The 22,026-nt window shown below is 47.6% G+C and carries 22 protein-coding genes, 1 tRNA gene, 1 other RNA gene and 1 pseudogene; 12 read left to right on the forward strand and 13 right to left on the reverse strand.

Annotation, left to right across the window (positions count from 1 at the left end; genetic code table 11):
- Window positions 1-40 precede the first annotated feature (40 nt).
- Together mdoH and mdoG are read right to left on the reverse strand one after the other, a co-directional pair.
- Entirely contained in the window at window positions 41-2,584 is a 2,544-nt protein-coding gene (mdoH, locus tag HU143_RS13895; RefSeq protein ID WP_001044607.1) for a glucans biosynthesis glucosyltransferase MdoH, read from the reverse strand.
- On the reverse strand, window positions 2,577-4,112 hold the full coding sequence (mdoG, locus tag HU143_RS13900) for a glucans biosynthesis protein MdoG (protein ID WP_001562609.1): 1,536 nt from the start codon (window positions 4,110-4,112) through the stop codon (window positions 2,577-2,579). Before mdoG ends, mdoH begins: the two co-directional genes overlap by 8 nt.
- A gap of 271 nt (window positions 4,113-4,383) precedes the next feature.
- Here mdoG and mdoC point away from each other — a divergent pair, with 271 nt between their 5' ends.
- On the forward strand, window positions 4,384-5,538 hold the full coding sequence (gene mdoC / locus HU143_RS13905) for a glucans biosynthesis protein MdoC (RefSeq protein ID WP_000100055.1): 1,155 nt from the start codon (window positions 4,384-4,386) through the stop codon (window positions 5,536-5,538).
- A 16-nt stretch (window positions 5,539-5,554) separates the two neighbouring features.
- Here the strand turns inward: mdoC and HU143_RS13910 are convergent, their stop codons facing one another.
- The 6 genes from HU143_RS13910 to csgB all read right to left on the reverse strand — a co-directional run bounded on the left by HU143_RS13910 (window position 5,555) and on the right by csgB (window position 9,396).
- Window positions 5,555-7,042, reverse strand: coding sequence for a phospholipase D family protein (locus HU143_RS13910; RefSeq protein WP_000976323.1), 1,488 nt, complete (start codon window positions 7,040-7,042; stop codon window positions 5,555-5,557).
- Window positions 6,978-7,517, reverse strand: a complete 540-nt coding sequence (gene ymdB, locus HU143_RS13915; protein WP_000203944.1) for an O-acetyl-ADP-ribose deacetylase — start codon at window positions 7,515-7,517, stop codon at window positions 6,978-6,980. The genes HU143_RS13910 and ymdB overlap by 65 nt, the downstream gene beginning before the upstream one ends.
- 87 nt (window positions 7,518-7,604) lie before the next feature.
- On the reverse strand, window positions 7,605-7,925 hold the full coding sequence (locus tag HU143_RS13920) for a type 1 fimbrial protein (protein WP_000111254.1): 321 nt from the start codon (window positions 7,923-7,925) through the stop codon (window positions 7,605-7,607).
- A 130-nt stretch (window positions 7,926-8,055) separates the two neighbouring features.
- A complete protein-coding gene (gene csgC, locus HU143_RS13925; protein WP_000557256.1) occupies window positions 8,056-8,382 on the reverse strand; it encodes a curli assembly chaperone CsgC in 327 nt (108 codons plus the stop codon).
- 61 nt (window positions 8,383-8,443) lie between these two features.
- Window positions 8,444-8,899: a curli major subunit CsgA gene (gene csgA / locus HU143_RS13930; RefSeq protein ID WP_000771416.1), complete on the reverse strand. Its 456-nt coding sequence runs from the start codon at window positions 8,897-8,899 to the stop codon at window positions 8,444-8,446.
- 41 nt (window positions 8,900-8,940) lie between these two features.
- The gene (gene csgB / locus HU143_RS13935; RefSeq protein WP_000791655.1) at window positions 8,941-9,396 is read right to left on the reverse strand and encodes a curli minor subunit CsgB; all 456 of its coding nucleotides are present in this window, start codon (window positions 9,394-9,396) and stop codon (window positions 8,941-8,943) included.
- 754 nt (window positions 9,397-10,150) lie between these two features.
- Here csgB and csgD point away from each other — a divergent pair.
- The 5 genes from csgD (at window position 10,151) to tnpA (ending at window position 13,146) form a co-directional block, all read left to right on the forward strand.
- On the forward strand, window positions 10,151-10,801 hold the full coding sequence (gene csgD, locus HU143_RS13940) for a biofilm master transcriptional regulator CsgD (RefSeq protein ID WP_000481519.1): 651 nt from the start codon (window positions 10,151-10,153) through the stop codon (window positions 10,799-10,801).
- A 4-nt stretch (window positions 10,802-10,805) separates the two neighbouring features.
- Window positions 10,806-11,201: a curli production assembly/transport protein CsgE gene (csgE, locus tag HU143_RS13945; RefSeq protein WP_023227719.1), complete on the forward strand. Its 396-nt coding sequence runs from the start codon at window positions 10,806-10,808 to the stop codon at window positions 11,199-11,201.
- Window positions 11,202-11,227: 26 nt separating this feature from the next.
- Window positions 11,228-11,644 carry a curli production assembly/transport protein CsgF gene (gene csgF / locus HU143_RS13950; protein ID WP_001264073.1) on the forward strand — a complete coding sequence of 139 codons (417 nt, stop codon included), beginning with the start codon at window positions 11,228-11,230 and terminating at the stop codon, window positions 11,642-11,644.
- Between the two features lie 26 nt (window positions 11,645-11,670).
- Complete coding sequence (gene csgG, locus HU143_RS13955) at window positions 11,671-12,504, forward strand: curli production assembly/transport protein CsgG (RefSeq protein ID WP_001137620.1); 834 nt, start codon at window positions 11,671-11,673, stop codon at window positions 12,502-12,504.
- Between the two features lie 183 nt (window positions 12,505-12,687).
- The gene (gene tnpA / locus HU143_RS13960) at window positions 12,688-13,146 is read left to right on the forward strand and encodes an IS200/IS605-like element IS200F family transposase (RefSeq protein WP_000502119.1); all 459 of its coding nucleotides are present in this window, start codon (window positions 12,688-12,690) and stop codon (window positions 13,144-13,146) included.
- A 107-nt stretch (window positions 13,147-13,253) separates the two neighbouring features.
- Here the strand turns inward: tnpA and HU143_RS13965 are convergent, their stop codons facing one another.
- The 4 genes from HU143_RS13965 to ghrA all read right to left on the reverse strand — a co-directional run bounded on the left by HU143_RS13965 (window position 13,254) and on the right by ghrA (window position 16,175).
- Complete coding sequence (locus tag HU143_RS13965) at window positions 13,254-13,736, reverse strand: DUF1097 domain-containing protein (RefSeq protein WP_001546652.1); 483 nt, start codon at window positions 13,734-13,736, stop codon at window positions 13,254-13,256.
- 100 nt (window positions 13,737-13,836) lie between these two features.
- Complete coding sequence (locus HU143_RS13970; protein WP_001001883.1) at window positions 13,837-14,391, reverse strand: TorD/DmsD family molecular chaperone; 555 nt, start codon at window positions 14,389-14,391, stop codon at window positions 13,837-13,839.
- A 23-nt stretch (window positions 14,392-14,414) separates the two neighbouring features.
- Window positions 14,415-15,152 carry a phosphatase gene (locus tag HU143_RS13975; RefSeq protein WP_000283643.1) on the reverse strand — a complete coding sequence of 246 codons (738 nt, stop codon included), beginning with the start codon at window positions 15,150-15,152 and terminating at the stop codon, window positions 14,415-14,417.
- Between the two features lie 84 nt (window positions 15,153-15,236).
- Window positions 15,237-16,175 carry a glyoxylate/hydroxypyruvate reductase GhrA gene (ghrA, locus tag HU143_RS13980; RefSeq protein ID WP_000402552.1) on the reverse strand — a complete coding sequence of 313 codons (939 nt, stop codon included), beginning with the start codon at window positions 16,173-16,175 and terminating at the stop codon, window positions 15,237-15,239.
- Between the two features lie 235 nt (window positions 16,176-16,410).
- Here ghrA and HU143_RS13985 point away from each other — a divergent pair.
- The 3 genes from HU143_RS13985 (at window position 16,411) to HU143_RS13995 (ending at window position 18,091) form a co-directional block, all read left to right on the forward strand.
- Window positions 16,411-16,498 (forward strand) — tRNA-Ser (locus HU143_RS13985).
- Window positions 16,499-16,546: 48 nt separating this feature from the next.
- A non-coding RNA gene (locus tag HU143_RS13990) (RtT sRNA) lies at window positions 16,547-16,682 on the forward strand.
- A gap of 153 nt (window positions 16,683-16,835) precedes the next feature.
- A protein-coding gene (locus tag HU143_RS13995) for an IS3-like element ISSen1 family transposase (RefSeq protein WP_085983316.1) occupies window positions 16,836-18,091 on the forward strand; the annotation gives its coding sequence in 2 pieces (ribosomal slippage) (window positions 16,836-17,187 and window positions 17,187-18,091; 1,257 coding nt in all).
- A gap of 519 nt (window positions 18,092-18,610) precedes the next feature.
- Here the strand turns inward: HU143_RS13995 and HU143_RS24840 are convergent.
- Window positions 18,611-18,741, reverse strand: a pseudogene (locus tag HU143_RS24840) (IS3 family transposase); the annotation flags it as partial.
- 412 nt (window positions 18,742-19,153) lie between these two features.
- Here HU143_RS24840 and HU143_RS24730 point away from each other — a divergent pair.
- From HU143_RS24730 to HU143_RS14005, 3 genes are all read left to right on the forward strand, one after another.
- Window positions 19,154-19,279 (forward strand): hypothetical protein, encoded by a 126-nt coding sequence (locus HU143_RS24730; RefSeq protein WP_023226747.1) that lies wholly within the window; start codon window positions 19,154-19,156, stop codon window positions 19,277-19,279.
- Window positions 19,280-19,402: 123 nt separating this feature from the next.
- Window positions 19,403-20,038, forward strand: a complete 636-nt coding sequence (locus HU143_RS14000; protein ID WP_023226748.1) for a GAD-like domain-containing protein — start codon at window positions 19,403-19,405, stop codon at window positions 20,036-20,038.
- A gap of 537 nt (window positions 20,039-20,575) precedes the next feature.
- The gene (locus tag HU143_RS14005) at window positions 20,576-21,058 is read left to right on the forward strand and encodes a hypothetical protein (RefSeq protein WP_051129339.1); all 483 of its coding nucleotides are present in this window, start codon (window positions 20,576-20,578) and stop codon (window positions 21,056-21,058) included.
- Window positions 21,059-22,026: the final 968 nt, after the last annotated feature.

Raw genomic sequence — 22,026 nt, forward strand, 5'->3', positions numbered from 1 at the left:
TCACGCCGGTATTTTTCACCTCACTCCAGACCTGAAGACCTTATCCCGCAGACGATGCTCGTCCCTGCAACGCCTGCGGATTCAGGACGAGAGACTGATAATGGTTTACCCAGGAAGAGTATCTCTCTGGCGCATTCCAGACCCGATAGTGTAAACGCGCCATCGTCACCGGATCGCTGAGCAAAACCAGACGCCGATCGCGGTTCAGTTTCTCCGGCGTTTCGTTTAGCGCCTGCTCCACATGACGATCGCGGGCTATTTCCAACACCTTACTGGCGCGGTGACGCGCGGTGGCCATCGCGGTCGCCAGCGCATTCAGCGACGGGTTAAATACCGCATGCATAAAGCCATCGTCCAGAATACGGCGGCGATTCATCTCCAGATATTTATCGGTATCGACCAACACCTGAGGCGGCGAATACTCTTCCGGGATCAGGAACAGCTTCCAGCGTTTGGTGCGTAATCCTACCGTTGAACGACTGGAGATCACCGAAACAAATGGCGACAGAATCAGCGAAAAGACAATCGGCGCCAGCCAGAACAGAAAGCGTAAATCCAGCCACGCCATACCCACCGCCCAGACCAGCCCCAGCAGCAGTTGAGAACCGTGACGCATAAAGGCTTCTCCCCACGGCGTAGAATCATCGTCGCGTTGCGGTGAGTTCCAGACCACTTCCCAGCCGAGGAACGCGCTGACCACAAACACGGTATGAAACAGCATACGCACCGGCGCCAGCAATACGGAGAACAGCACTTCCAGCAACAGCGACAGCGTAACGCGCCAGAAACCGCCATACTCTTTGGTGCCTTTACACCAGATCAGCATAATACTGAGCAGCTTCGGCAGGAACAGCAGCACCATCGTTGACGCAAACAGCGCGATTGCCAGTTCCGGACGCCACTGCGGCCAGACCGGAAAAAGCTGGCGCGGCTGAAGGAAATATTGCGGCTCTGTTAACGCATGAACGACCTGCAGCGCGGTAGAAAGCGCGAGGAACATAAACCATAACGGCGCGGACAGATATGACATTACCCCCGTCAGGAACACGGCGCGATGCACCGGGTGCATTCCTTTCACCAGGAACAGACGAAAGTTCATCAGGTTGCCGTGACACCAGCGGCGGTCGCGTTTAAGCTCATCCAGCAGGTTTGGCGGCAGCTCTTCATAGGAACCGGGGAGATCGTAGGCAATCCAGACGCCCCACCCTGCCCGACGCATTAGCGCCGCCTCCACAAAGTCGTGGGAAAGAATCGATCCGGCGAACGAACCTTCTCCCGGCAGCGGCGCCAGAGCGCAGTGCTCGATAAACGGCTTCACGCGGATAATGGCATTGTGCCCCCAGTAGTGCGACTCCCCCAACTGCCAGAAGTGCAGCCCGGCGGTAAACAGCGGCCCATAAACACGGGTCGCGAACTGTTGGCAGCGGGCATACAGAGTATCCATCCCCGACGCTTTCGGCGAAGACTGGATAATCCCGGCGTTTGGATTCGCTTCCATCAGGCGCACCAGACCGCTCAGACACTCGCCGCTCATCACTGAGTCCGCGTCCAGCACCACCATATAGCTGTACTGATTGCCCCAGCGGCGGCAAAAATCGTCAATATTGCCGCTTTTGCGTTTCATACGGCGGCGGCGGCGACGGTAAAAAATTTGGCCTTCGCCCTGCACTTCCGCGATAAGCTCCATCCACGCCTTTTGCTCCGCCACGCAGATATCCGGGTTATAACTGTCGCTAAGGATATAGACGTCGAAATGCGCGGCGTTGCCTGTGGCTTTAACGGACTCCCAGGTCGCGCGCAGACCGGCGAAAACGCGGCTAACGTCTTCATTACAGATAGGCATGATCAGCGCCGTCCGGTGTTCCGGATTGAGGGGCTCATCGCCAACCGTAGACGCGGAGATGCTGTACTTATCGCGCCCGATAAGCAGTTGCAGGAAGCCCATCAGCGCCGTCCAGAATCCGGCTGACACCCAGCAGAACAGCACGGCAAACAAAATCAGGATACCGGTTTGCAGCATGTAGGGCAGGAGCTGCATAAAGGAGACCCAAATATCCTGCCCCACCATATCCATAGGATTGATGAGCGCCCATCCCTGATAAGGCAGAATGGTCTTCATATACCAGGTCGCGACGACGGTTTGCGCCAGAGTCAAAATTAACAAAATATAGCGGCGTATAGTGCCGACGGTACGCCATTTTTGCTCGCTCGCCTGCTCTTCTTTTGTCAGACGAGAAACATAGCGCGGCGTTACATCCCGCCCACGCAGACGATCCCAGAAACGTCCAACCGGGTTGGTTCGCCAGGGATCGGGAAACATCGAAGAGCGCGTCGCTTTTGGCATAGCCTGCAACTGATCGCGCCCTTCATCATCTTTAATTAACTGCCCCTTCGCCAATGAATCCGGCCAGGCGTGTTCAAGGCGGGCTTTTACGGAACCCTGCGGTGAATCGTCTTCTCGCGAGTAAGTCCGATGCTCGGCATCCAGCGCCTGATGCACGGCGCGGATGTCAGTTTTCGGCAATGCCGCTTTCTCACGTTCAGAAAGCAGCAGTGCGTCAATATACTCAGTTGTTTTATTCATTGGCAGGTAACTGGTAGCTCCAGGTTTCACTTAGCGTCTGATCGGCATTCACCAATGCGGCACGCATTTCCGTGGTTTTCTTCGCGTCTTTGACTTTCACGCGCAGCATTAAACGCCAGCCTTTAGTGACTGGGTTATAGCGTACATTACTGTCAACGATTTCACCGTTATCGCCAATGCTGGTTTGCGCAGCGACAGGCGTATCCGGCGGCAGTTTTTTCATGTCGGCGCCAACGAAATCCACCACAAAGGCAATGGTGCCGTCGGGCTGGCGAATCAGATTCGACTGTTTAACGTCGCCCGTTGAGCGGCGTGTTTGCAGCACCCAGGCATTATCCGGCGCATGAAGTTTATCTTCATCGCGGCTGAAGGTCAGAGTGTACTTGAAGTTCATCTCTTTACCCGGTTCCGGCAGTTGATCCGGAGTCCAGTAAGCGACGATGTTATCGTTGGTTTCATCATTGGTCGGAATTTCAACCAGTTCAACCTTACCTTTGCCCCAGTCGCCTTTCGGGGTAATCCAGGCGCTTGGACGCAGGTCGTAGCGATCGTCTAAATCTTCAAAGCGCGAGAACTCGCGACCACGCTGCAACAGGCCGAATCCCTGAGGGTTTTCCATTGCATAGCTGCTCACAGCGAGGTGTTTTGGATTGTTCAGCGGACGCCAAATCCACTCGCCATTACCCGCATGAATGGATAAGCCGTTCGAGTCATGCAGTTCCGGACGATAGTTGGTCGTCGGCGACGGCTGGTTTGGCCCAAACAGGAACATACTGGTTAATGGCGCAACGCCCAGCTTGCCCACTTTATCGCGCAGATAGACTTTTGACTGCACGTCCACCACGGTATCGCGGCCAGGAATGATCACAAAACGGTAAGCGCCGGTCGCGCGCGGAGAATCGAGTAATGCATAGACGGTCAAACGCTTATCGGTGGGTTTTGGACGCTCAATCCAGAACTCGCGAAAGCGGGGAAACTCTTCACCAGATGGTAAGGCGGTATCAATCGCCAGGCCGCGCGCAGATAAGCCATATACCTGGCCTGCGCCGATAACGCGGAAATAGCTGGCGCCAAGCATACTGACGATTTCGTCGTTCTTATCTTTACTGTTGATGGGGTACAGAACTTTGAACCCGGCGAAGCCTAAATCTTTTACCGTGTCTTTATCGTGCTGAACATTGCCAAAATTGAAGTAATCCGGGCTGTATTTGATTCTTTTGACCGTCGTCGCCGTCACTTCGTTAATCTTGACCGGCGTATCGAAGTACATCCCCTGATGGTAAAATTCGAGCTTAAAAGGGGTCTTTAAGTTGTTCCAGTAGGCTTTATCGCTGTTAAACTGGATCTGCTGATAATCCGCATATTTCATGTCGCGGAAAACGGAGGGCAAGTTGCTTTTAGGCGCCTCATAGCCTTTCCCGGCTAAAGATTGAGCTTGTTTTGCCACGTCATCAATACTGAACGCCCAGCTCGATGATGCGTAGAGCGTTAACATAATAGCTGCGCCCAACCAACGCATTTTCATCATTTGTCGTTTATGTTTCATAATAAGTAAGCACTTCCCCCTTTGTGTGCTTATATCGATCCGATCCATTTTAATGGATAATCAGGCATTACGACAACTGAATCCAGGCTTTGTTCAGCGCGCTGGCTCATGGATTAAGCACCTCCCGCGCCTGTTTTCACTTTGCGTGCTTATCCTGGAGACAGGTTGTCGGAGTTGGTGTAGGGTTGCTACCGAATGTAACTATAATTCGCCTTATGGATAAGGTGAAAAATCTGAGAATACGTGACCTTATATGAGCTCTGTACCCGCGCCGCGTGAATATTTTCTTGACTCTATCCGCGCATGGCTGATGTTGTTAGGGATTCCCTTTCATATCTCGTTGATCTATTCCACTCACAGTTGGCATGTCAATAGCGCCGCGCCATCGTGGTGGCTAACCCTGTTTAACGATTTTATCCACGCTTTTCGTATGCAGGTGTTTTTTGTTATTTCTGGTTATTTTTCGTACATGTTGTTTTTACGTTATCCATTAAAACACTGGTGGAAAGTACGGGTAGAACGTGTGGGTATTCCCATGCTTACCGCAATCCCTTTGCTTACCTTGCCGCAATTTATCCTGTTGCAATATGTCAAAGAGAAAACAGAGAACTGGCCTACACTTTCTGCCTATGAAAAATATAATACGTTAGCGTGGGAACTCATTTCACATCTGTGGTTTTTACTGGTGCTGGTGATATTAACCACCGTCAGCATCGGGATTTTTACCTGGTTCCAAAAAAGGCAGGAAACAAGCAAGCCTCGTCCCGCCGCTATTTCGCTGGCCAAACTTTCGCTTATTTTTTTCCTGCTGGGGGTGGCGTACGCTGCTATCAGGCGCATTATATTCATCGTATATCCGGCAATCCTCAGTGACGGCATGTTCAATTTTATTGTGATGCAAACGCTATTTTATGTGCCGTTTTTTATTCTCGGCGCGTTGGCCTTCATTCACCCCGATCTGAAAGCGCGCTTCACCACGCCCTCACGCGGATGCACTTTAGGCGCTGCCGTTGCTTTTATCGCGTATCTGCTGAATCAACGTTATGGGAGCGGCGACGCCTGGATGTACGAAACCGAATCCGTGATTACGATGGTAATGGGGCTATGGATGGTGAACGTGGTCTTTTCACTGGGGCATCGCTTGTTAAACTTTCAGTCCGCACGTGTCACCTATTTCGTGAATGCTTCGCTGTTTATCTATCTGGTGCATCATCCCTTAACGCTTTTCTTTGGCGCGTATATTACGCCGCATATCTCCTCCAACCTGATCGGGTTCTTGTGCGGGCTGATATTTGTTATGGGTATTGCGTTAATTCTGTATGAAATTCATTTACGCATCCCGCTCCTGAAATTTCTCTTTTCAGGTAAACCGCCGGTAAAACGAGAAAGTCGCGCCACGATCGGGTAGTTTTCCGCGCGTGGGTTCAAAGCAGCCATTCAACAGGTAAAATTGCCGCCAACCGTACCAGAACTCGCTGCCAGAAACGTGTAGCGGGTTCTTTCTTTAACACTTTTTCCTCTTCTTGCTGACGATCGATCCAGTTAATTCGTCCCCAGCGATCCAGCCGCAGTTGCCAGGCCGCATCGCGTTGGCTCTGTGTAAAACGCTTATGGATAAGCGTCGCCAGCGTTTCACTTTCAATGACAAAGCCCATTTCGGTATTTAAAAGCGTTGAACGGGGATCAAAATTAAGCGACCCGATAAACACCTTACTACCATCAATACTGAACGTTTTAGCATGTAAGCTGGAACCTGAGTTCCCGGTGAGTCCGCGATCATGTACGGCGGTTTCATGTTCGCGGGTCGGTTTCAGTTCGTAGAGCTCCACGCCATAGCGCAGTAATTTCTTGCGCCAGCGCGCGTACCCTGCGTGAACGACCGCCACATCGTTGGCCGCCAGAGAGTTAGTTAAGATGGCGATCTTCACGCCTTTCCTGACCAGATTAAGCAACTGCGCCACGCCTGCGCGCGTAGGAACAAAGTAAGCGGAAATAATGTCGATACGCTCCGTCGGCGACCCCATCACGTCAAATAATCGCTGCGGAAGAAGCGAATGGCGCTGCGCCTTCCCCTCGCCTTTAGAAGGGTCATCGCTAAGCAAGCGTGTTTTTGCCCAAATCAGCGGCAACGTTCCGCGATCGAGATCCGCCATAAACTGACTGGTTTCCAGCTTATGCAGATAACGGCGGGTGATCTCATCGTTATACCAGGATTCGGGAAGTTCGATACGCTGCGTCAGTTCCTGCTCAGAAAGGGATAATACTTGCTGCAATGTCGACACTGAACTACAGCGCCAGTAACGTTCAAAATCATTGGCGACATCATTGACCACCGGGCCAATGGCCATCACGTCCAGATCGGAAAATAGCGGCTCCTCGCCAGCGCCGAAATAGGCATCGCCGATGTTGCGCCCACCGACCAGCGTCACTACGCCGTCAGCAGTGTAACTTTTATTGTGCATCCGCCGATTCAGCCGCGCAAAATCCGTCAAATATCCCAGCGCGCGTAGCGTACGAAAAGAGAAAGGATTAAACAGACGAACTTCGATATTAGGATGGCTATCCAGCAAGCGCAACGTATCATCCAGACCAGGCGTATTGTTATCATCCAGCAACAGACGAACATGAACGCCGCGCTTCGCCGCCGACAGCAGTACCGAAAAGAGCAGTCGCCCGGACATATCGTCTTCCCAAATATAATACTGCACATCCAGCGTCCGCGCCGCCATTTCGGTCAGGCGGTAGCGGGCGGCAAAAGCGTCCAGACTGTTATCCAGCGCAAGAATGCCGCACTCTCCGGGATGGCGCGCGCATAGCGGTTCAACGGCACGCTCCAGGCGTGTTTTATCAGGCAGGGTCGTCGCCTTGCTGAGTAAGTAATCTTGCGTAAAGCCGGGCAGTTTCTTCATCATAACAGACAAAGTATACCTGTTCAGGCAGAGCGTAACGGGTAATAAAATCTGAAACCGTCCTGACGGCGACTTCAGCGGCCTGGGCGCGTGGATAGCCATAAACGCCGGTACTGATTGCCGGAAAAGCGATGGAACGAAAGTGATTCGCCTCGGCAAGCAGCAAACAATTCCGGTATGCCTCTTCGAGTAGCTCAGCTTCCTGGTGTTCGCCGCCTCGCCAGACGGGCCCCACTGTGTGAATAACCGCCTTTGCCGAAAGCTTGCCAGCAGGCGTGATAACCGCATGTCCCGTCTGACATTCGCCCTGTTGCTGACGGATGAGTTTACAGGCGTCCAGCAATGCCGGCCCCGCCGCGCGATGAATCGCGCCGTCTACGCCACCGCCGCCCATTAATGATGCGTTAGCGGCATTCACAATCGCATCGACGCTAAGTTGAGTGATATCACCCTGTATGACCTGAAGACGTGATGTCATAACCCCCCCCTTTTGTCTCACCTTATCTGCAAAGTGTACAGCAGGGCTTTCAACAGAGTCGCTCTTTTTATATCTATGACACCGCCGTTAACGGTACTCAATATTCATCACCGCCAGGCTTTTTTGCGCATCGAGATAATGCAGCCGTACCGTCGCAATGGACTGAATATCCTGCGGTAATCCAGATGCCTGCCGAAGGTCTATCCGGTGCATTTGCTTTTTACCTTCGCGTAGGCAGGTTAAATCAATATTTTCGGCGTGAGTAGAAATATCGCACAGTGGCTCAACAATCGCGCCGCGAAAATGGATAACGCCGCCCTGTACCGTTTGTTGCCCTACCGCAGAATGGATAAAAAAAGCGCAGATACACAGGCCTATGGCAGGGATATTTTTCTTGATTACGGACATGTTAACTCCTCAATGATTAGTCATCCTCGAGGGTTCGGCGTTACCTTTTAGCGACATGCCGAGACGATGAGACGCTTTTATCGCCTCTTTATACCCAGGTCAGCCAATCCATTTCCGCCACCATCAAAAACTACTGTGCAGAAGGCGGCCATTGTTGTGATAAATGCAGTGATTGTCCGTCCGAAACAGTAACAATAATTTTAACCGAGTCCTCTGAAGATATATTTACACTAAGACGAGACAACTCAATCGGTTGATTAGCAGGTAAAGATAGCGTTTGTTTTTGCTGTGTATGGCTTTGTCCCCCGACGCCGTCGCGCACAGAGAGAATTTGCACCTGACAGACGCAGGGTTCGTTTAATGTGACCTGAGGGATCACCGTGTAAATATCGCCTTGCTGAGTCGTGGTAAACGTAATCTGATTTGAAAGTGCGGCAAGGAGCAATAAAGTATGCATAATTTCCTCCCGAAAAAAAACAGGGCTTATGCCCTGTTTTTTTATTAGCGCAGACGCTAAATTAATACTGGTTAGCCGTGGCGTTGTTGCCAAAACCAACCTGACGCACCATTACGCTGGAATCAGATGCGGTCTGATTAACCAGCGCAGCGTTATTACCGCCGTATTGACCGACAGTAATATCGGAGTTTTTAGCGTTCCACTGGTCGATGGTGGCATTGTTTCTGAAACCATTCTGAGTCAGTTCAATAGTACTGTTATCCGCACCCTGGCCTACATCGGCGCCGTTACCATAACCGCTCTGGGTAATGGTCGTTTCAGATTTACGGGCATCGCTTTGCAGAGCAAGCGCAGCGTTAGCGGAACCGTACTGATAAATGCTCAACGTTGAGTCCGGACCGGAACTATTGCCGCCGCCGTTATGATTACCGCCGCCGCCCCATTGTGGAACGACGCCAGCCAGAGCACTGCCAGAAACTACGATTGCTGCGAATGCTGCCACTTTTAAAAGTTTCATGGTAAAACCCCCATCGGATTGATTTAAAAGTCGTAACGGTATTAGCGTTGGGTGACGCGAATAGCCATATGCGACTGTTTCTGCACTACAACTGCTGTTTTCTGCGTACCGTACTGGGTAATATTGGCCTTATTTCCAGAACCTTTCTGTATAATAGCCGCACTATTACCGTAAGCGCTTTGCGATATACTGGCATCGTTGGCATTGCCCGTTTGCTCAATATACGCAAAGTTATAATTCCCTGCCTGGTCGACTTTCGCCCGATTATTTCCTCCTTCTTGTGAAATAACGGACAATAGTTTTGATCCTTCCTGGCGTACTCTGGCACTATTATCCGTGCCGACTTGACCAATAATGGCCGCCTGATTAAATGAAGACTTGCTTAATTCATTTACCGCAAAATTATACTCTGAACGAGCCAGATCATAATTTGTCGCGGTTGCAATCCCAGGCGCACCCAGTATTGTCAACATCATAAATAACAATTTGTTTTTCATGCTGTCACCCTGGACCTGGTCGTACATAGCGAAAATTATCTATTACCTTGTTAGCGACATGCGTTTTTTGTTAACGCGTCGTTACGATGAAGAGTATGTCCGTGGAAACATTTTTAATAACTCACCCACGCGTGGTATTTTGTTATTTAAGCTCATACCAAAGTGCTAATAAAACGATAGCCATGTGATTTTTTATAATTGATTTTTGGCCACAGAAGATAGTGTATCGCGCACCTAAAAAATGAAGTGTTGGTGTGTGTTATGCCGCCATGGGGATGTTCTTATGCTTCCCATGTGGGGCAATACGCACAAGACGTGACACACTTCGTTTTTTTTGTCTTTGTGCTGTCCAGGTTAATGCCACGTCTCAAATTTTAAGAAAAAATAAAATCAAAACATAACATATAATAATTAAAATGATTAAAAATCAATGAATTATTATAATTTGTATGATTTTTTAAATCTATGCAATAACAGCGAAATGTACAACTTTACTATCAAATCTAAACTTCAAAAAAACCCAAAAACAACATTTTAATATATATTTTTACATCTTGTTACAAGTTTAACACTTGCTTTAAGATTTGTAATGGCTAGATTGAAAACAGTTAAAAGTATTTTCGTAAATATTTTTCTCTTTCTGGATAATGGGCTATTTCAACCCACAGCAGTGCAACATCTGTCAGTACTTCTGGTGCCTTTATTTTATGGGGGCAGCTGTCAGATGTGCGATTAAAAAAAGTGGAGTTTCATCATGTTTAATGAAGTCCATAGTAGTCATGGTCACACACTATTGTTGATCACAAAGCCATCTCTGCAAGCTACGGCATTATTGCAACATTTAAAGCAATCGCTGGCCATAACCGGAAAACTGCATAATATTCAACGTTCTCTGGAAGATATCTCAGCCAGTTGCATTGTTTTAATGGATATGATGGAAGCGGATAAGAAGCTTATCCACTATTGGCAGGATAATTTAAGCCGCAAAAACAATAATATAAAAACATTATTGTTAAATACCCCTGACGATTATCCCTACCGTGAAATTGAAAACTGGCCTCATATTAACGGCGTGTTTTACGCCACTGAAGACCAGGAACACGTGGTCAGCGGATTACAGGGTATTCTGCGTGGCGAATGCTATTTTTCACAAAAATTAGCCAGTTACCTGATTACGCACTCAGGAAATTACCGCTACAACAGCACCGAGTCCGCATTACTCACTCATCGCGAAAAAGAGATCCTCAATAAGTTACGTATTGGTGCCTCTAATAATGAAATCGCGAGGTCGCTATTTATCAGCGAGAATACGGTTAAGACACATCTTTATAATCTTTTCAAAAAGATAGCTGTCAAAAATCGCACCCAGGCAGTTTCATGGGCAAACGATAATCTCAGGCGGTAAGGCCATGAGACGCTATCTGACCTGGATTGTAGCAGCAGAGTTACTGTTCGCTACCGGAAACCTGCATGCCAATGAAGTTGAAGTCGAGGTTCCCGGATTGTTAACCGACCATACCGTCTCTTCGATAGGACATGAATTCTATCGTGCATTCAGCGACAAATGGGAAAGCGAATACACCGGCAATCTGACCATTAATGAAAGACCCAGTGCGCGTTGGGGAAGCTGGATCACCATAACGGTAAATCAGGACGTTATTTTCCAGACCTTTTTATTTCCAATGAAAAGAGACTTCGAGAAAACCGTCGTCTTCGCATTAGCGCAAACAGAGGAAGCATTAAATCGCCGACAAATAGATCAAACGCTATTAAGTACGAGTGATTTAGCGCGTGATGAATTCTAAAACATGATTTTTATCCGGAGGCTGTCATGCGTGTTAAACATGCAGTAGTGCTGCTCATGCTTTTTTCGCCATTAACCTGGGCTGGAAATATGACGTTCCAGTTCCGTAATCCTAACTTTGGTGGAAACCCCAATAACGGTTCCTTTTTATTGAATAGCGCCCAGGCGCAAAATTCATATAAAGACCCCGCTTATGATAACGATTTTGGTATCGAAACCCCCTCAGCGTTGGATAACTTTACGCAGGCTATTCAATCGCAAATTCTGGGCGGCTTGTTGACCAATATTAATACCGGGAAACCAGGACGTATGGTGACCAACGATTTTATTATCGATATCGCTAATCGCGACGGACAGCTCCAGCTCAACGTCACGGACAGAAAAACGGGAAGAACCTCGACCATCGAAGTGTCAGGTTTACAAACTCAGTCAACCGATTTTTAAGCTACAGTCACTAAAGGATATAAATCATGCCGCGCTTACTTATTTTGGTTGCCGTTTTATTGTTGAGCGGATGCTTAACTGCCCCGCCGAAACAAGCTGCGAAACCGACATTAATGCCCCGCGCACAAAGTTACAAAGATTTGACGCACTTACCTGCTCCCACCGGTAAGATCTTTGTTTCGGTATATAACATTCAGGATGAAACGGGCCAATTTAAACCTTACCCGGCAAGTAACTTTTCTACGGCTGTGCCGCAGAGCGCCACCGCTATGTTGGTCACTGCGCTGAAAGATTCGCGCTGGTTTATCCCGCTGGAACGACAAGGCTTACAGAATCTTTTGAATGAACGGAAAATTATTCGCGCAGCCCAGGAAAACGGCACCGTGGCGATGAATAACCGTATCCCGCTTCAGTCGCTGACGGCGGCAAATATCATGGTGGAAGGTTCTATTATTGGTTATGAAAGTAACGTCAAATCCGGCGGGGTCGGCGCAAGATATTTCGGTATTGGCGCCGATACGCAGTATCAGCTGGATCAGATTGCTGTCAACCTGCGCGTGGTTAACGTCAGTACGGGCGAGATCCTTTCCTCGGTGAACACCAGTAAAACGATCCTTTCCTATGAAGTACAGGCAGGCGTGTTCCGTTTTATTGATTACCAGCGCTTACTGGAAGGCGAAATCGGCTATACCTCGAACGAACCGGTGATGCTGTGTCTGATGTCAGCCATTGAAACCGGCGTTATCTTCCTCATTAATGATGGTATCGATCGCGGACTGTGGGATTTGCAGAATAAAGCGGACAGGCAAAATGATATTCTGGTGAAATACCGTGAGCTGTCAGTACCGCCAGAATCCTGATGAATACGACAAAGCGTGGGGAAGAACCCCACGCTTTTTTGTCTATGGAAAACCCCCAGCTAGGCTGGGGGTTCCGGAAAGCTTTCAGCTTTAAGTCAGTTATTAAAACCCCTTTTGATTTGTTAAAACATCTTGCGGTCTGGCAACTGCAAAAGTTCAACAAGAAATCAAAAGGGGGTCCCAATGGGGGACGAAAAGAGCTTAGCGCACACCCGATGGAACTGTAAATATCACATAGTTTTCGCGCCCAAATACCGAAGACAAGCGTTCTATGGAGAGAAGCGTAGGGCAGTAGGCAGCATATTAAGAAAATTGTGTGAATGGAAAAACGTACGAATTCTGGAAGCGGAATGTTGTGCAGATCATATTCACATGCTTCTGGAGATCCCGCCGAAGATGAGTGTGTCGAGCTTCATGGGATATCTGAAGGGTAAAAGTAGTCTGATGCTTTACGAGCAGTTTGGGGATCTAAAATTCAAATACAGGAACAGGGAGTTCTGGTGCAGAGGGTACTATGTCGATACGGTGGGTAAGAACACGGCGAAGATACAGGACTACATAAAGCACCAGCTTGAAGAGGATAAAATGGGTGAGCAATTATCGATCCCTTATCCGGGCAGCCCGTTTACGGGCCGTAAGTAACGAAGTTTGATGCAAATGTCAGATCGTATGCGCCTGTTAGGGCGCGGCTGGTAAGAGAGCCTTACAGGCGCATCAGAAAAACCTCCGGCTATGCCGGAGGATATTTATTATTTTGTGACCGCCGTATTCGCTGAATGTTGCTCGCGGCGTGATGCCAGCCATAGTCCACTATTTTTCATGGCATAGCCAAAGATTAGCCCCAGCGCCAGCGACGGTAATACCAACCGCCAGTCACCCTGCCCTGCAAATGTCGCGCAGGCGCCGATAAATGTTCCCGGAACAAAAGAAAGCAATAGCTGCTTTGCCTGGATACACATCAGGAATGCCACGATCCCCGTCAACACGTAACTGACAATTTCCAGATGCGGCGCCAACGCGCTACCGTGAATAATGACCAGCGCCCACACCATACCGCTTAACAGCGTACAGGCGGAAATCAACAATCCCTTAAAGCCGCCCTGCGGACAGGCGAAATAAGCCGTACAGCCTAAAAAACCGGCCCAGCTTAGTAACCCCAGGGAGACGGCCACCCATCCCCATATTCCAGAAAGGATGCCCGTCGTGATAGCAATAGAAAGAAGTATGTTCATGGCGCGCATCATAACAGAAAAGCGGCACATTAATGAGATCACGCACACATTTTATGCAATGATGTAAAACCCGTTGCAGTTAATGGTGATTTACATCACATTATTCTTCATCTTCTTCCTGAAGTTCATCCCACATGGCCCCTATCGCATCACGCGTTAGCGGCGCCAGAGTGCGCCAGAATGGCGTAACGGCATGGGCTTCAACTTTACCGAGGAAGGTATTGCACCAGGGAAGCAGATAATCGGCAAATAAGGTTTCCAGCGCTTCACTTTCATCTTCGGCAGACTGATCTTCCAGCCAGGAGGCCGCGAGCAATAAAGTGCCAATGTGATCGGCAGGCGTATCGGCCAGCGGCATCCCTCGCGACGTTAAAAAAGCGCGCACCTCAGACTCTTCCGCGCCTTCGACCCACGCACTGCGGTATGGCGCTACCGCGCACTCTTCCCCAACAAATAACGCATTGTAATCAGTGGAAATCTGCGTGATATCGCAGCTTTTCTGTAAACGCGCCAGCATGTCATCCTGCTCCAGCGGCCAGTTTGCCGCCAGTTTACCTTCACGGATTAACGTAAACAGCGGAACCAGTAAAGGATCTTGCGGTTGGCGGTAAAACAACGATCCCAGCACACGGCACAGGATTGAAAACTCATTCATTGATATCTTCCCATAAATAACGATTAAAGTTCGGCAAATTCCGGTACAGGCGCCATACCGCGTGATTCGAGAAAGGCCAGTAAGCGCTGCGGCGAGACGTTCAGGATTCGATCTTCCGGAAAATTCACCGCATCCAGAATTTTCCGGCATTCGGTGAAATCGCCAAGCGTAAAGGCCGTATGGGAATCAGAGCCTAACGCTACCCAGCCTCCCGCATCGCGTACGGCGGCAGCGACCGCGCGGCAATTATCTTCGCTTCCTTTACGCGAATGCAGAAAAGAAGAGTTGTTGATTTCCAGCGCTACATGGTGTTTCGCCGCCGCCTGCGCGATGGCTTTAACCTCCACTGGATACTTTGGATTTCCGGGGTGACTAATTATATGCACCTTGCCGCTGGCGATGGTCGCGATCATCGCCTGAGTATTGGTTTCTTTATCATGCGGCGCAAAAACGGGCTCATGAAAGCCTGCGATAATCAGATCCAGCGAGTCGAACATCTTTCCGGAACAATCAATTTCACCGTTAATATTCTTGATATTCGCCTCAATGCCACGCAGTATCCCCACGCCGTCAACCAGACGCGGCCAGATGCGCATGTTAATAAAATGCCAGTGATGCGGCGCATCTTCCATGTCCGGACCATGATCGGTAATCGCAAAAAGTTTAATGCCTTTGCGTTTGGCTTCCGCGATATAATCGCTCAGAGTACTGTAGGCATGAGTGCTGGCGACGGTATGCATATGCAGGTCAACGGGATACATTGCTCTCTCCTGTAGTCATTTCCGACAAGGATAGCAGGTATCGCCAGCGTTTTTTAGCGAAACCCGGCCCGCGCCGGGTTGATATCAATATCCTCTCGCCCGATCCACCTGCCCCGTCACCGGCTCTCCCTTCTCCAGCTGGGTAATGGTGCGGCTAATATAATCGATGGCTTCCGCCGGACGGGTGACTGCCGCAATGTGCGGCGTCATGGCGACTCGCGGATGGCGCCATAATGGACTTTCCTGCGGTAACGGTTCCTGGCTAAAGACATCCAACATCGCGCCTTTTAGCTTACCGCTATCAAGCGCAGCCAGCAGATCCGCCTCCTGAACATGAACGCCGCGCGCGAGATTCAGCACGTAAGCGCCATCCGGCAATTGATCCAACAATTCGCTATTAATAATTCCTACCGTTTGGGCCGTATTCGGCAGCAGATTAATCAGCACCCGCGTCTGGTTCAGGAAAGCGCGCAGCTCTTCACGCCCTACATAACTTTCCACGCCAGGCCAGGATTTGCGGCTACGACTCCAGCAACGTAACGGGAACCCCCACGCCTGTAGACTTTCTGCCACTTTTGCGCCCAGTACCCCTGCGCCCATGATACCGACGCTAAATTCTTCGCGGGTATATTCCGGCAACGGTTTCCATAGCGCCTGATTTTTCAGCGCCTGATAATCATCGAAACGACGGAACCAGTGTAATACCTGGCTGACGGCATACTCCTGCATTTGCAGGCCCATTCCGGTATCTTCCAGACGGAATAGAGGAATGGAGGCGTCCAGCATTTCCGGATGCGCATTTAATTTACTCAGAATTGCATCCACCCCCGCGCCCAGCGCAAAGACGGCTTTTAAGCGTCTTCCGGCCAGCATTTCAACCGGGGGCTGCCATACAAGCGCATAGTCTGCGGGGTTGTTATCACCGACCTTCCATTCACGAACGCGCGCATGTGGGAGAGCCTTCTCCAGCGCATTTACCCACCAGGCGGCGTTAAATGTCGGGTGATAAAAAATTATCTCCATGTTATCTCCTGAGCAGTATTGTGCGGAATGTGATTGCGCCTGTTATCAGCGTTTTCAACGGGATGTGCAGCATAGCAAATTTCCCGGCGCGGGCAAAAAAAGCAGTTTTCGCTTATTAAAACCACAGATTGGTGGAAGTTTGTATAAACGCGCTTTTTTTTAAAAAAGTTGATTGACGTAGAAAAGATATTTCCCTACATTAGCGCCCGTTCCAGTAATGCTGGAGCGACAATTTGGTGAGGTGTCCGAGTGGCTGAAGGAGCACGCCTGGAAAGTGTGTATACGGCAACGTATCGGGGGTTCGAATCCCCCCCTCACCGCCATATTTAAGTTGAGAGCCTGTACAGAAGTACGGGCTTTTTGCTTATATGTATCCCCCAAATCAAGGGGGGATGAGAACCACCGACCGGGGTTCGACAACTGGCGCAGCCAGTTGGACAGACGACGAGCTTGCGAGGAGACTGCCCGAAGGGCGAGCGCAGCGAGTCAATCCTTCCCTCACCGCCATATTCGATACAAAATCAATCACTTACAATGTAATATTAGTTTTGTCCTGCATAAAATGCTGCATAAAGAAGCTCGTATAAACGGGCTTTTTTTGCATCTGTGACCCGTCCTGAATAGCGTTGACACGTTCCAGACTTAAATCCGGAGAACGTGATGATGACTGAGTTCAAACGCACCCAACGCGATTATCCTCTATCCTTTAAAATAGCCGTCGTTGAGCAGGTCGAAAAAGGCGAGATGACCTATAAACAGGCCCAGCAGCGATATGGCATTCAGGGGCGCTCCACCGTACTTGTCTGGCTGCGTAAATATGGCCGGCTTGACTGGAGACCCGGACTTCCTGACCTGGTGAAGAGGAAACTGCCTGTGGCTCAGACAACTATCCCGCTGACACCCGAGCAAAGAATCAGGGAACTTGAAGAACAGCTTGAGCTGGCAAACCAGAAAGCTGAGTTTTTTGAGTCCGTTATCAACGTCCTGAAAAATGATTACGGGGTAAGTGTTGTAAAAAAGCGGCCCGGCAAGTCCTCACGCAAAGTCAGGCCCCCAAAATAACAGTTACGCGTGCATGTCAGTTCCTGGGGCACAGCAGACAGGCGTGGTACCAGTACAATACAAGATGTAATAAACGGCAGGAGCATCATGCTCAGGTTCTTGATTTTGTTGCCCGTACCCGGTGCCGCCAGCCGCGAATCGGTACGCGTAAACTGCACTATCTGCTGAACATGCAGGCCGATAAAACGCTGAATATCGGACGGGACCGTCTGTTTAATCTGCTGGGTGAATACCGGCTCCTGGTACCCGTGAAACGGGCATATCACAAAACCACCAACAGCCATCATCGCTTTTACCGGCATCCTAATCTGCTGAAACCCGGCCCTGAACAGGTTACCGCCCTTGAGCCAGAGCAGGTCTGGGTCGCCGATATTACTTACCTTCCACTACGCAGCGGCACGGCCTGTCTGAGTCTGGTCACCGATGCCTGCTCCAGAAAAATCGTGGGTTACCATGTCGGGGAAAACCTGCAGACAGAAAATGTGGTAAAGGCGTTCAGGCAGGCTCTGAGGCGGAGAAAAACGACAGGTCCGCTGGTACATCACTCTGACAGAGGACTGCAATACTGTTCGGTACTTTATCAGTCAGTTCATGAGCGAAACGGAATAACCTGTTCAATGACCGATGGTTACGACTGCTACCAGAATGCGCTGGCTGAGAGAATAAACGGGATACTGAAAAATGAGTTTTTACTCTCGCGTCCTGCAGACCTGGAGCAAGCGCGGGAAATAGTAAAAGAGTCCGTGGCAATTTATAACCATGAACGGCCACACCTGGCCCTGAAATACAAAACGCCCGATGATGTTCATCAGGCGTTTTACAGACAAAAAACTGTCAACCTATATCAGGACTAGTCAATAAAGCCACCCTACAGGGGGGATGAGAACACCCGACCGGGGTTCGACACAAAAACGCCGGGAGCGTTTTTGAACAGCGCTTGCTCTGGCCCCGAAGGGGCGAGGCCTAGGGATGGGCTGAGTAGCGGCGCAGCCAGTTGGACAAACGACGAACCTGCGAGGAGGCTGCCCGAAGGGAGAGCGCAGCGAATCCCCCCCACCACACCGCCACATTTGATACAAAATCAATAACTTACAACGTAATTTTGGTTTTACCCTGCATAAAATGCTGCATAAAGAAGCTCGTGTAATGGAGCGGCACCAAAAAAGTGTGCCATCTGAGCCATCGATAACCTGCTTTCACATCCCCTACCCTGCCCATGATCACCTCGGAAGCAATGCCCCTTTTTCGCTGGACACGACTGATTTTAGCTCTCCTTCTCACTCATTCCATGTACTCACCGTCTTTTATTACCAACCGCTGATAATGATTTTCCCGTTTCTTCAGGTACTACCATCATTCAACATCTATGGGTATCTATGAGTTACATTTTTTAGCGCCCAACATTCCAGATTGAAGTCAGCAAAAATCTGTTTGAGTAGTCGGTTCTCGTCTTCCAGGCCTGTGGTTTTTTAGTATCAGCCGCTTCCATCCCGCGAAATGTAGCGTTCCTGGTCTTCGGAAATATTGTTTTCACCAATAAGACTGAGAATGGCAGTGTCCAGCGTCGACACCTGCCTCCATAGCGTCATAGCGGTATGGCTTTCTACATCCGTCTCAGAGGCTATATCCGGGAAGACCCAAGCTTGAGCGTTATTGACTACATATTAGGTAAGCGTGTGTAAATCACCTCCAATCCGTTAAATCCACAGCATTCCGCCTTAATGGCAGGATGCTGTTTTTGTCCGGAAACGGAGACAAAAAACCCGTTTCAGCAATGAGTTACGTCTGTTACGTTTCATATATGGGAGATGGCGGATGCCGGAAACTTCGGCGGTAGTGTGTCTGAAACGCCTGCCCTCCCCACTGCCACGAACGGGCCGTGATTCCTTTTTCGCCAATGAATCCAGGATAAGGTTATGTCACAAAATGGCCTGCGTTTTACGCTGGATGTGGACGGATTAACGCCGACGGCAACCGCTGTCGTCAATTTCCCCCTCCAGTGGTATCAACAGTTCAACAGGTGCAAGCTGGAATCAGAATGAAAGACTAAAAACACCAGATGAAGCACCTAATGACAGCATTAAATCAGGCCATGTTTGAGAAAAGATGAATGTTAAACTGGTATTATGCCGGGGCAAAGGGCTTAGAATCCAGGGGGAAATTTTATGCGAGATCAAGACTTTAGTTACTTCATTGAGAAATTTGGAGAAGCTACATCTTATAGCGCTGTTCCAGAGAAAAGTATGACAAAATGGAAAGGAATTCTTCCGGATAAACTTCTTTCTTACTGGAAAACAGAGGGATGGGGAACGTATAAAAATGGATTGTTTAGTCTTGTCAATCCTGATGAGTATGAAGATGTACTGGATATATGGCTAGAAGATACTCCATTTAAAGAAATGGACGCATACCATGTCATAGCCAGGAGTGCCTTTGGCGAATTATATGTTTTTGGTGAGTCTACCGGAAGAAATATTACGATTCAGCCCTTATTTAATCAAATAATTTTTTTCGAAAATGGTTTTATGGTAAAAACAATAGATGAATTAGTAAGTGAAATTGAATCTTTTCTTGCATTTTCAAATGTCGAAGAGTTTGATTTATTTGATTGTAATGATAATTACATTTTTGACCGGGCAGTTAAACAACTAGGCGTATTAGCTAATAATGAAATGTTTGGTTTGGAACCTGCATACATTTTTGGCGGAGAAATAAAAATTGAAAATTTGAGTAAAGTGGACTGTCAAATACATTTGATGATTCTGAGAGAGTTATCTCCCCCTAATATTATAGTCTTCTAAAGGAGGGAATTATCAATTCTGGAAATGGCTTGAAATAGATGAATATTGACCTGAGGCTGGCTATGTAAAAATAACGGACTTAGACAGGAATGATATAATACATGATAAATAACCCAACTATTTTCTTGAGAATCTTTTAGATTTGTCGGATATAGCCCCCTGCATCGGAAAAAGCGCAGAAGAAACAACCTCACCAGTAAAGTAAGAAACATCGGCAGAAAAGAATGAAGGTGATGGCTGGTTAGATGGATTACAGACGAAACTTGATGTGGCTGGTCTTGTTTCAGGGACTGGCATTTTTCCTGACCTGCTGAATGCAGGAATAAGCTTGTGCCGTGGGACTTATTTGAGGCTAGTTTTTCTCTTTTTGCTGCAATACCAATAGCTGGAGATGCTGCCGGGGCTGGTAAACTGGCCTATAATGTAGTGAGACGTATAAAAAATCCGTAGCGTAATTATCTAAGGTTAATTGGTATAAATATATTAATGAGCAACTTAGCCAAAATAAGCATATCATAAAATATTTAAGGAAATAACGTGAATATTACTGAATGCATTAGCTTTCTAAGGTTTACAACTATTCATCCACAGTTTGATTTATATTTGATAACTAATGGAATAAGAAATCGCCCTCAAGGTAAAGGTGGAATAGAATATTTTGACATTCCAGATGGTAGTGTTTCTCTTGGGTTTAGAATCAGATCCACTTATGAGTCTGAGAGTTTGCTTCCCATCAAGTCTGATGGGAAATTTGTTTTTTCTGAACTTGTGGTCTACCAAAAAAACAAGGATGACTTACCATATAAATTAAATTTCAATGACCATCTACAATTCTTAAGAGAAAAGCTGGGTAAAGAGTTAAAAGATAATCAAAACGGATTGCCAGAAAGAAGAGTTTTAACGTTTTTTCATGATTTTTTAGTGATAGTGATTTTCATGGATTCAAGTGAAAATATCAATCTTATTAAATTTATTTCCCCTAATGTTTTTCATCGAAAAAATTTAGGAATTAACATATAACATTTCTTTAAAACGAATCATTTCTTATAATATTAAATTTATCTAATTGACCAGGAGGAAGATATACAAACAGGCCCCTTTACTGAAACCCCTTAGCCAGTACTACCAGAGTTGGCGGGTTCAACATCGGGTACTATATTGACCGGAAAAAAATTTTAATGTTGGTGGATAATGGTATCTTATGAAACTTTCAGGCAAGATTATCAAGGTGTATCATAATAATTTTTTTAGATTTTTTTTGGGCATCGTAATGTCCTCGCTAATTTGTTTTTTATTGATCAGAAATATAAATAATATACATAGCATTATATTTATTAAATTTCTTGTAGTACTATCAGGATATATATTCTTTTATTATAGTGCATTTTCATTAGTAGATATTGGGATTGGGGGAATACACCACTTCCACATTAAATACAATAATAAAAACATTAATAAACAGCCAATACTCTCATTTATGAAACATAAACATACGATAAGTTTCTCTCTAAAGATTTTTATTACTATATTTTATTTCTACATGGCCATTAAATTTATAATATTCGAATATTAGAAAAACTTTTAATATAAAATGTTTAAGTTTTCTAGTTGTGATGTGTTTTATGTTAAAAAATGAAATGTAGATAATCCAGAGAGAGTTATTATAATGAAAGAAAGCAATAATAAACCATCCTTCCTGTGGGCAGTGACATGTAGTTTTAAATACCAGAAAGAACATTTTTAGCGATGCCGTTATACATTCTCAGAAGTAACAAATTTATATTACAAGATATTACCCCCACCAGATGTAAAACCGGGCAGTATTAAACCTGAGCTAATCGCAGGGACCAATAATCTCTATGCTACTGGTTGCTATAAGACCATTTCAGAAGCAAAATCCTCCTTTACAGAACTTGATGTAGCCTATGAGCATATAAATAATGACATCGATACCAGTGACTGGGGGAAACACATATTAGGCCTTTTAG

The organism is Salmonella sp. SJTUF14076 (assembly GCF_015534835.1).
GTDB classification, from domain to species: Bacteria; Pseudomonadota; Gammaproteobacteria; order Enterobacterales; family Enterobacteriaceae; genus Salmonella; species Salmonella enterica.

Excerpts from the sequence above, each read along its gene's own strand:
- mdoH (WP_001044607.1), bottom strand. The coding sequence starts at position 2,584 with ATGAATAAAACAACTGAGTATATTGACGCACTGCTGCTTTCTGAACGT.
- HU143_RS13910 (WP_000976323.1), bottom strand. The coding sequence starts at position 7,042 with ATGATGAAGAAACTGCCCGGCTTTACGCAAGATTACTTACTCAGCAAG.
- HU143_RS13975 (WP_000283643.1), bottom strand. The coding sequence starts at position 15,152 with ATGTATCCCGTTGACCTGCATATGCATACCGTCGCCAGCACTCATGCC.
- csgE (WP_023227719.1), top strand. The coding sequence starts at position 10,806 with ATGAGACGCTATCTGACCTGGATTGTAGCAGCAGAGTTACTGTTCGCT.
- ghrA (WP_000402552.1), bottom strand. The coding sequence starts at position 16,175 with ATGGAGATAATTTTTTATCACCCGACATTTAACGCCGCCTGGTGGGTA.
- csgG (WP_001137620.1), top strand. The coding sequence starts at position 11,671 with ATGCCGCGCTTACTTATTTTGGTTGCCGTTTTATTGTTGAGCGGATGC.
- csgC (WP_000557256.1), bottom strand. The coding sequence starts at position 8,382 with ATGCATACTTTATTGCTCCTTGCCGCACTTTCAAATCAGATTACGTTT.
- mdoC (WP_000100055.1), top strand. The coding sequence starts at position 4,384 with ATGAGCTCTGTACCCGCGCCGCGTGAATATTTTCTTGACTCTATCCGC.
- tnpA (WP_000502119.1), top strand. The coding sequence starts at position 12,688 with ATGGGGGACGAAAAGAGCTTAGCGCACACCCGATGGAACTGTAAATAT.
- csgF (WP_001264073.1), top strand. The coding sequence starts at position 11,228 with ATGCGTGTTAAACATGCAGTAGTGCTGCTCATGCTTTTTTCGCCATTA.
- ymdB (WP_000203944.1), bottom strand. The coding sequence starts at position 7,517 with ATGACATCACGTCTTCAGGTCATACAGGGTGATATCACTCAACTTAGC.
- csgA (WP_000771416.1), bottom strand. The coding sequence starts at position 8,899 with ATGAAACTTTTAAAAGTGGCAGCATTCGCAGCAATCGTAGTTTCTGGC.
- HU143_RS13970 (WP_001001883.1), bottom strand. The coding sequence starts at position 14,391 with ATGAATGAGTTTTCAATCCTGTGCCGTGTGCTGGGATCGTTGTTTTAC.
- csgD (WP_000481519.1), top strand. The coding sequence starts at position 10,151 with ATGTTTAATGAAGTCCATAGTAGTCATGGTCACACACTATTGTTGATC.
- HU143_RS14000 (WP_023226748.1), top strand. The coding sequence starts at position 19,403 with ATGCGAGATCAAGACTTTAGTTACTTCATTGAGAAATTTGGAGAAGCT.
- HU143_RS13965 (WP_001546652.1), bottom strand. The coding sequence starts at position 13,736 with ATGAACATACTTCTTTCTATTGCTATCACGACGGGCATCCTTTCTGGA.
- mdoG (WP_001562609.1), bottom strand. The coding sequence starts at position 4,112 with ATGATGAAAATGCGTTGGTTGGGCGCAGCTATTATGTTAACGCTCTAC.
- HU143_RS13920 (WP_000111254.1), bottom strand. The coding sequence starts at position 7,925 with ATGTCCGTAATCAAGAAAAATATCCCTGCCATAGGCCTGTGTATCTGC.
- HU143_RS24730 (WP_023226747.1), top strand. The coding sequence starts at position 19,154 with ATGTCACAAAATGGCCTGCGTTTTACGCTGGATGTGGACGGATTAACG.
- csgB (WP_000791655.1), bottom strand. The coding sequence starts at position 9,396 with ATGAAAAACAAATTGTTATTTATGATGTTGACAATACTGGGTGCGCCT.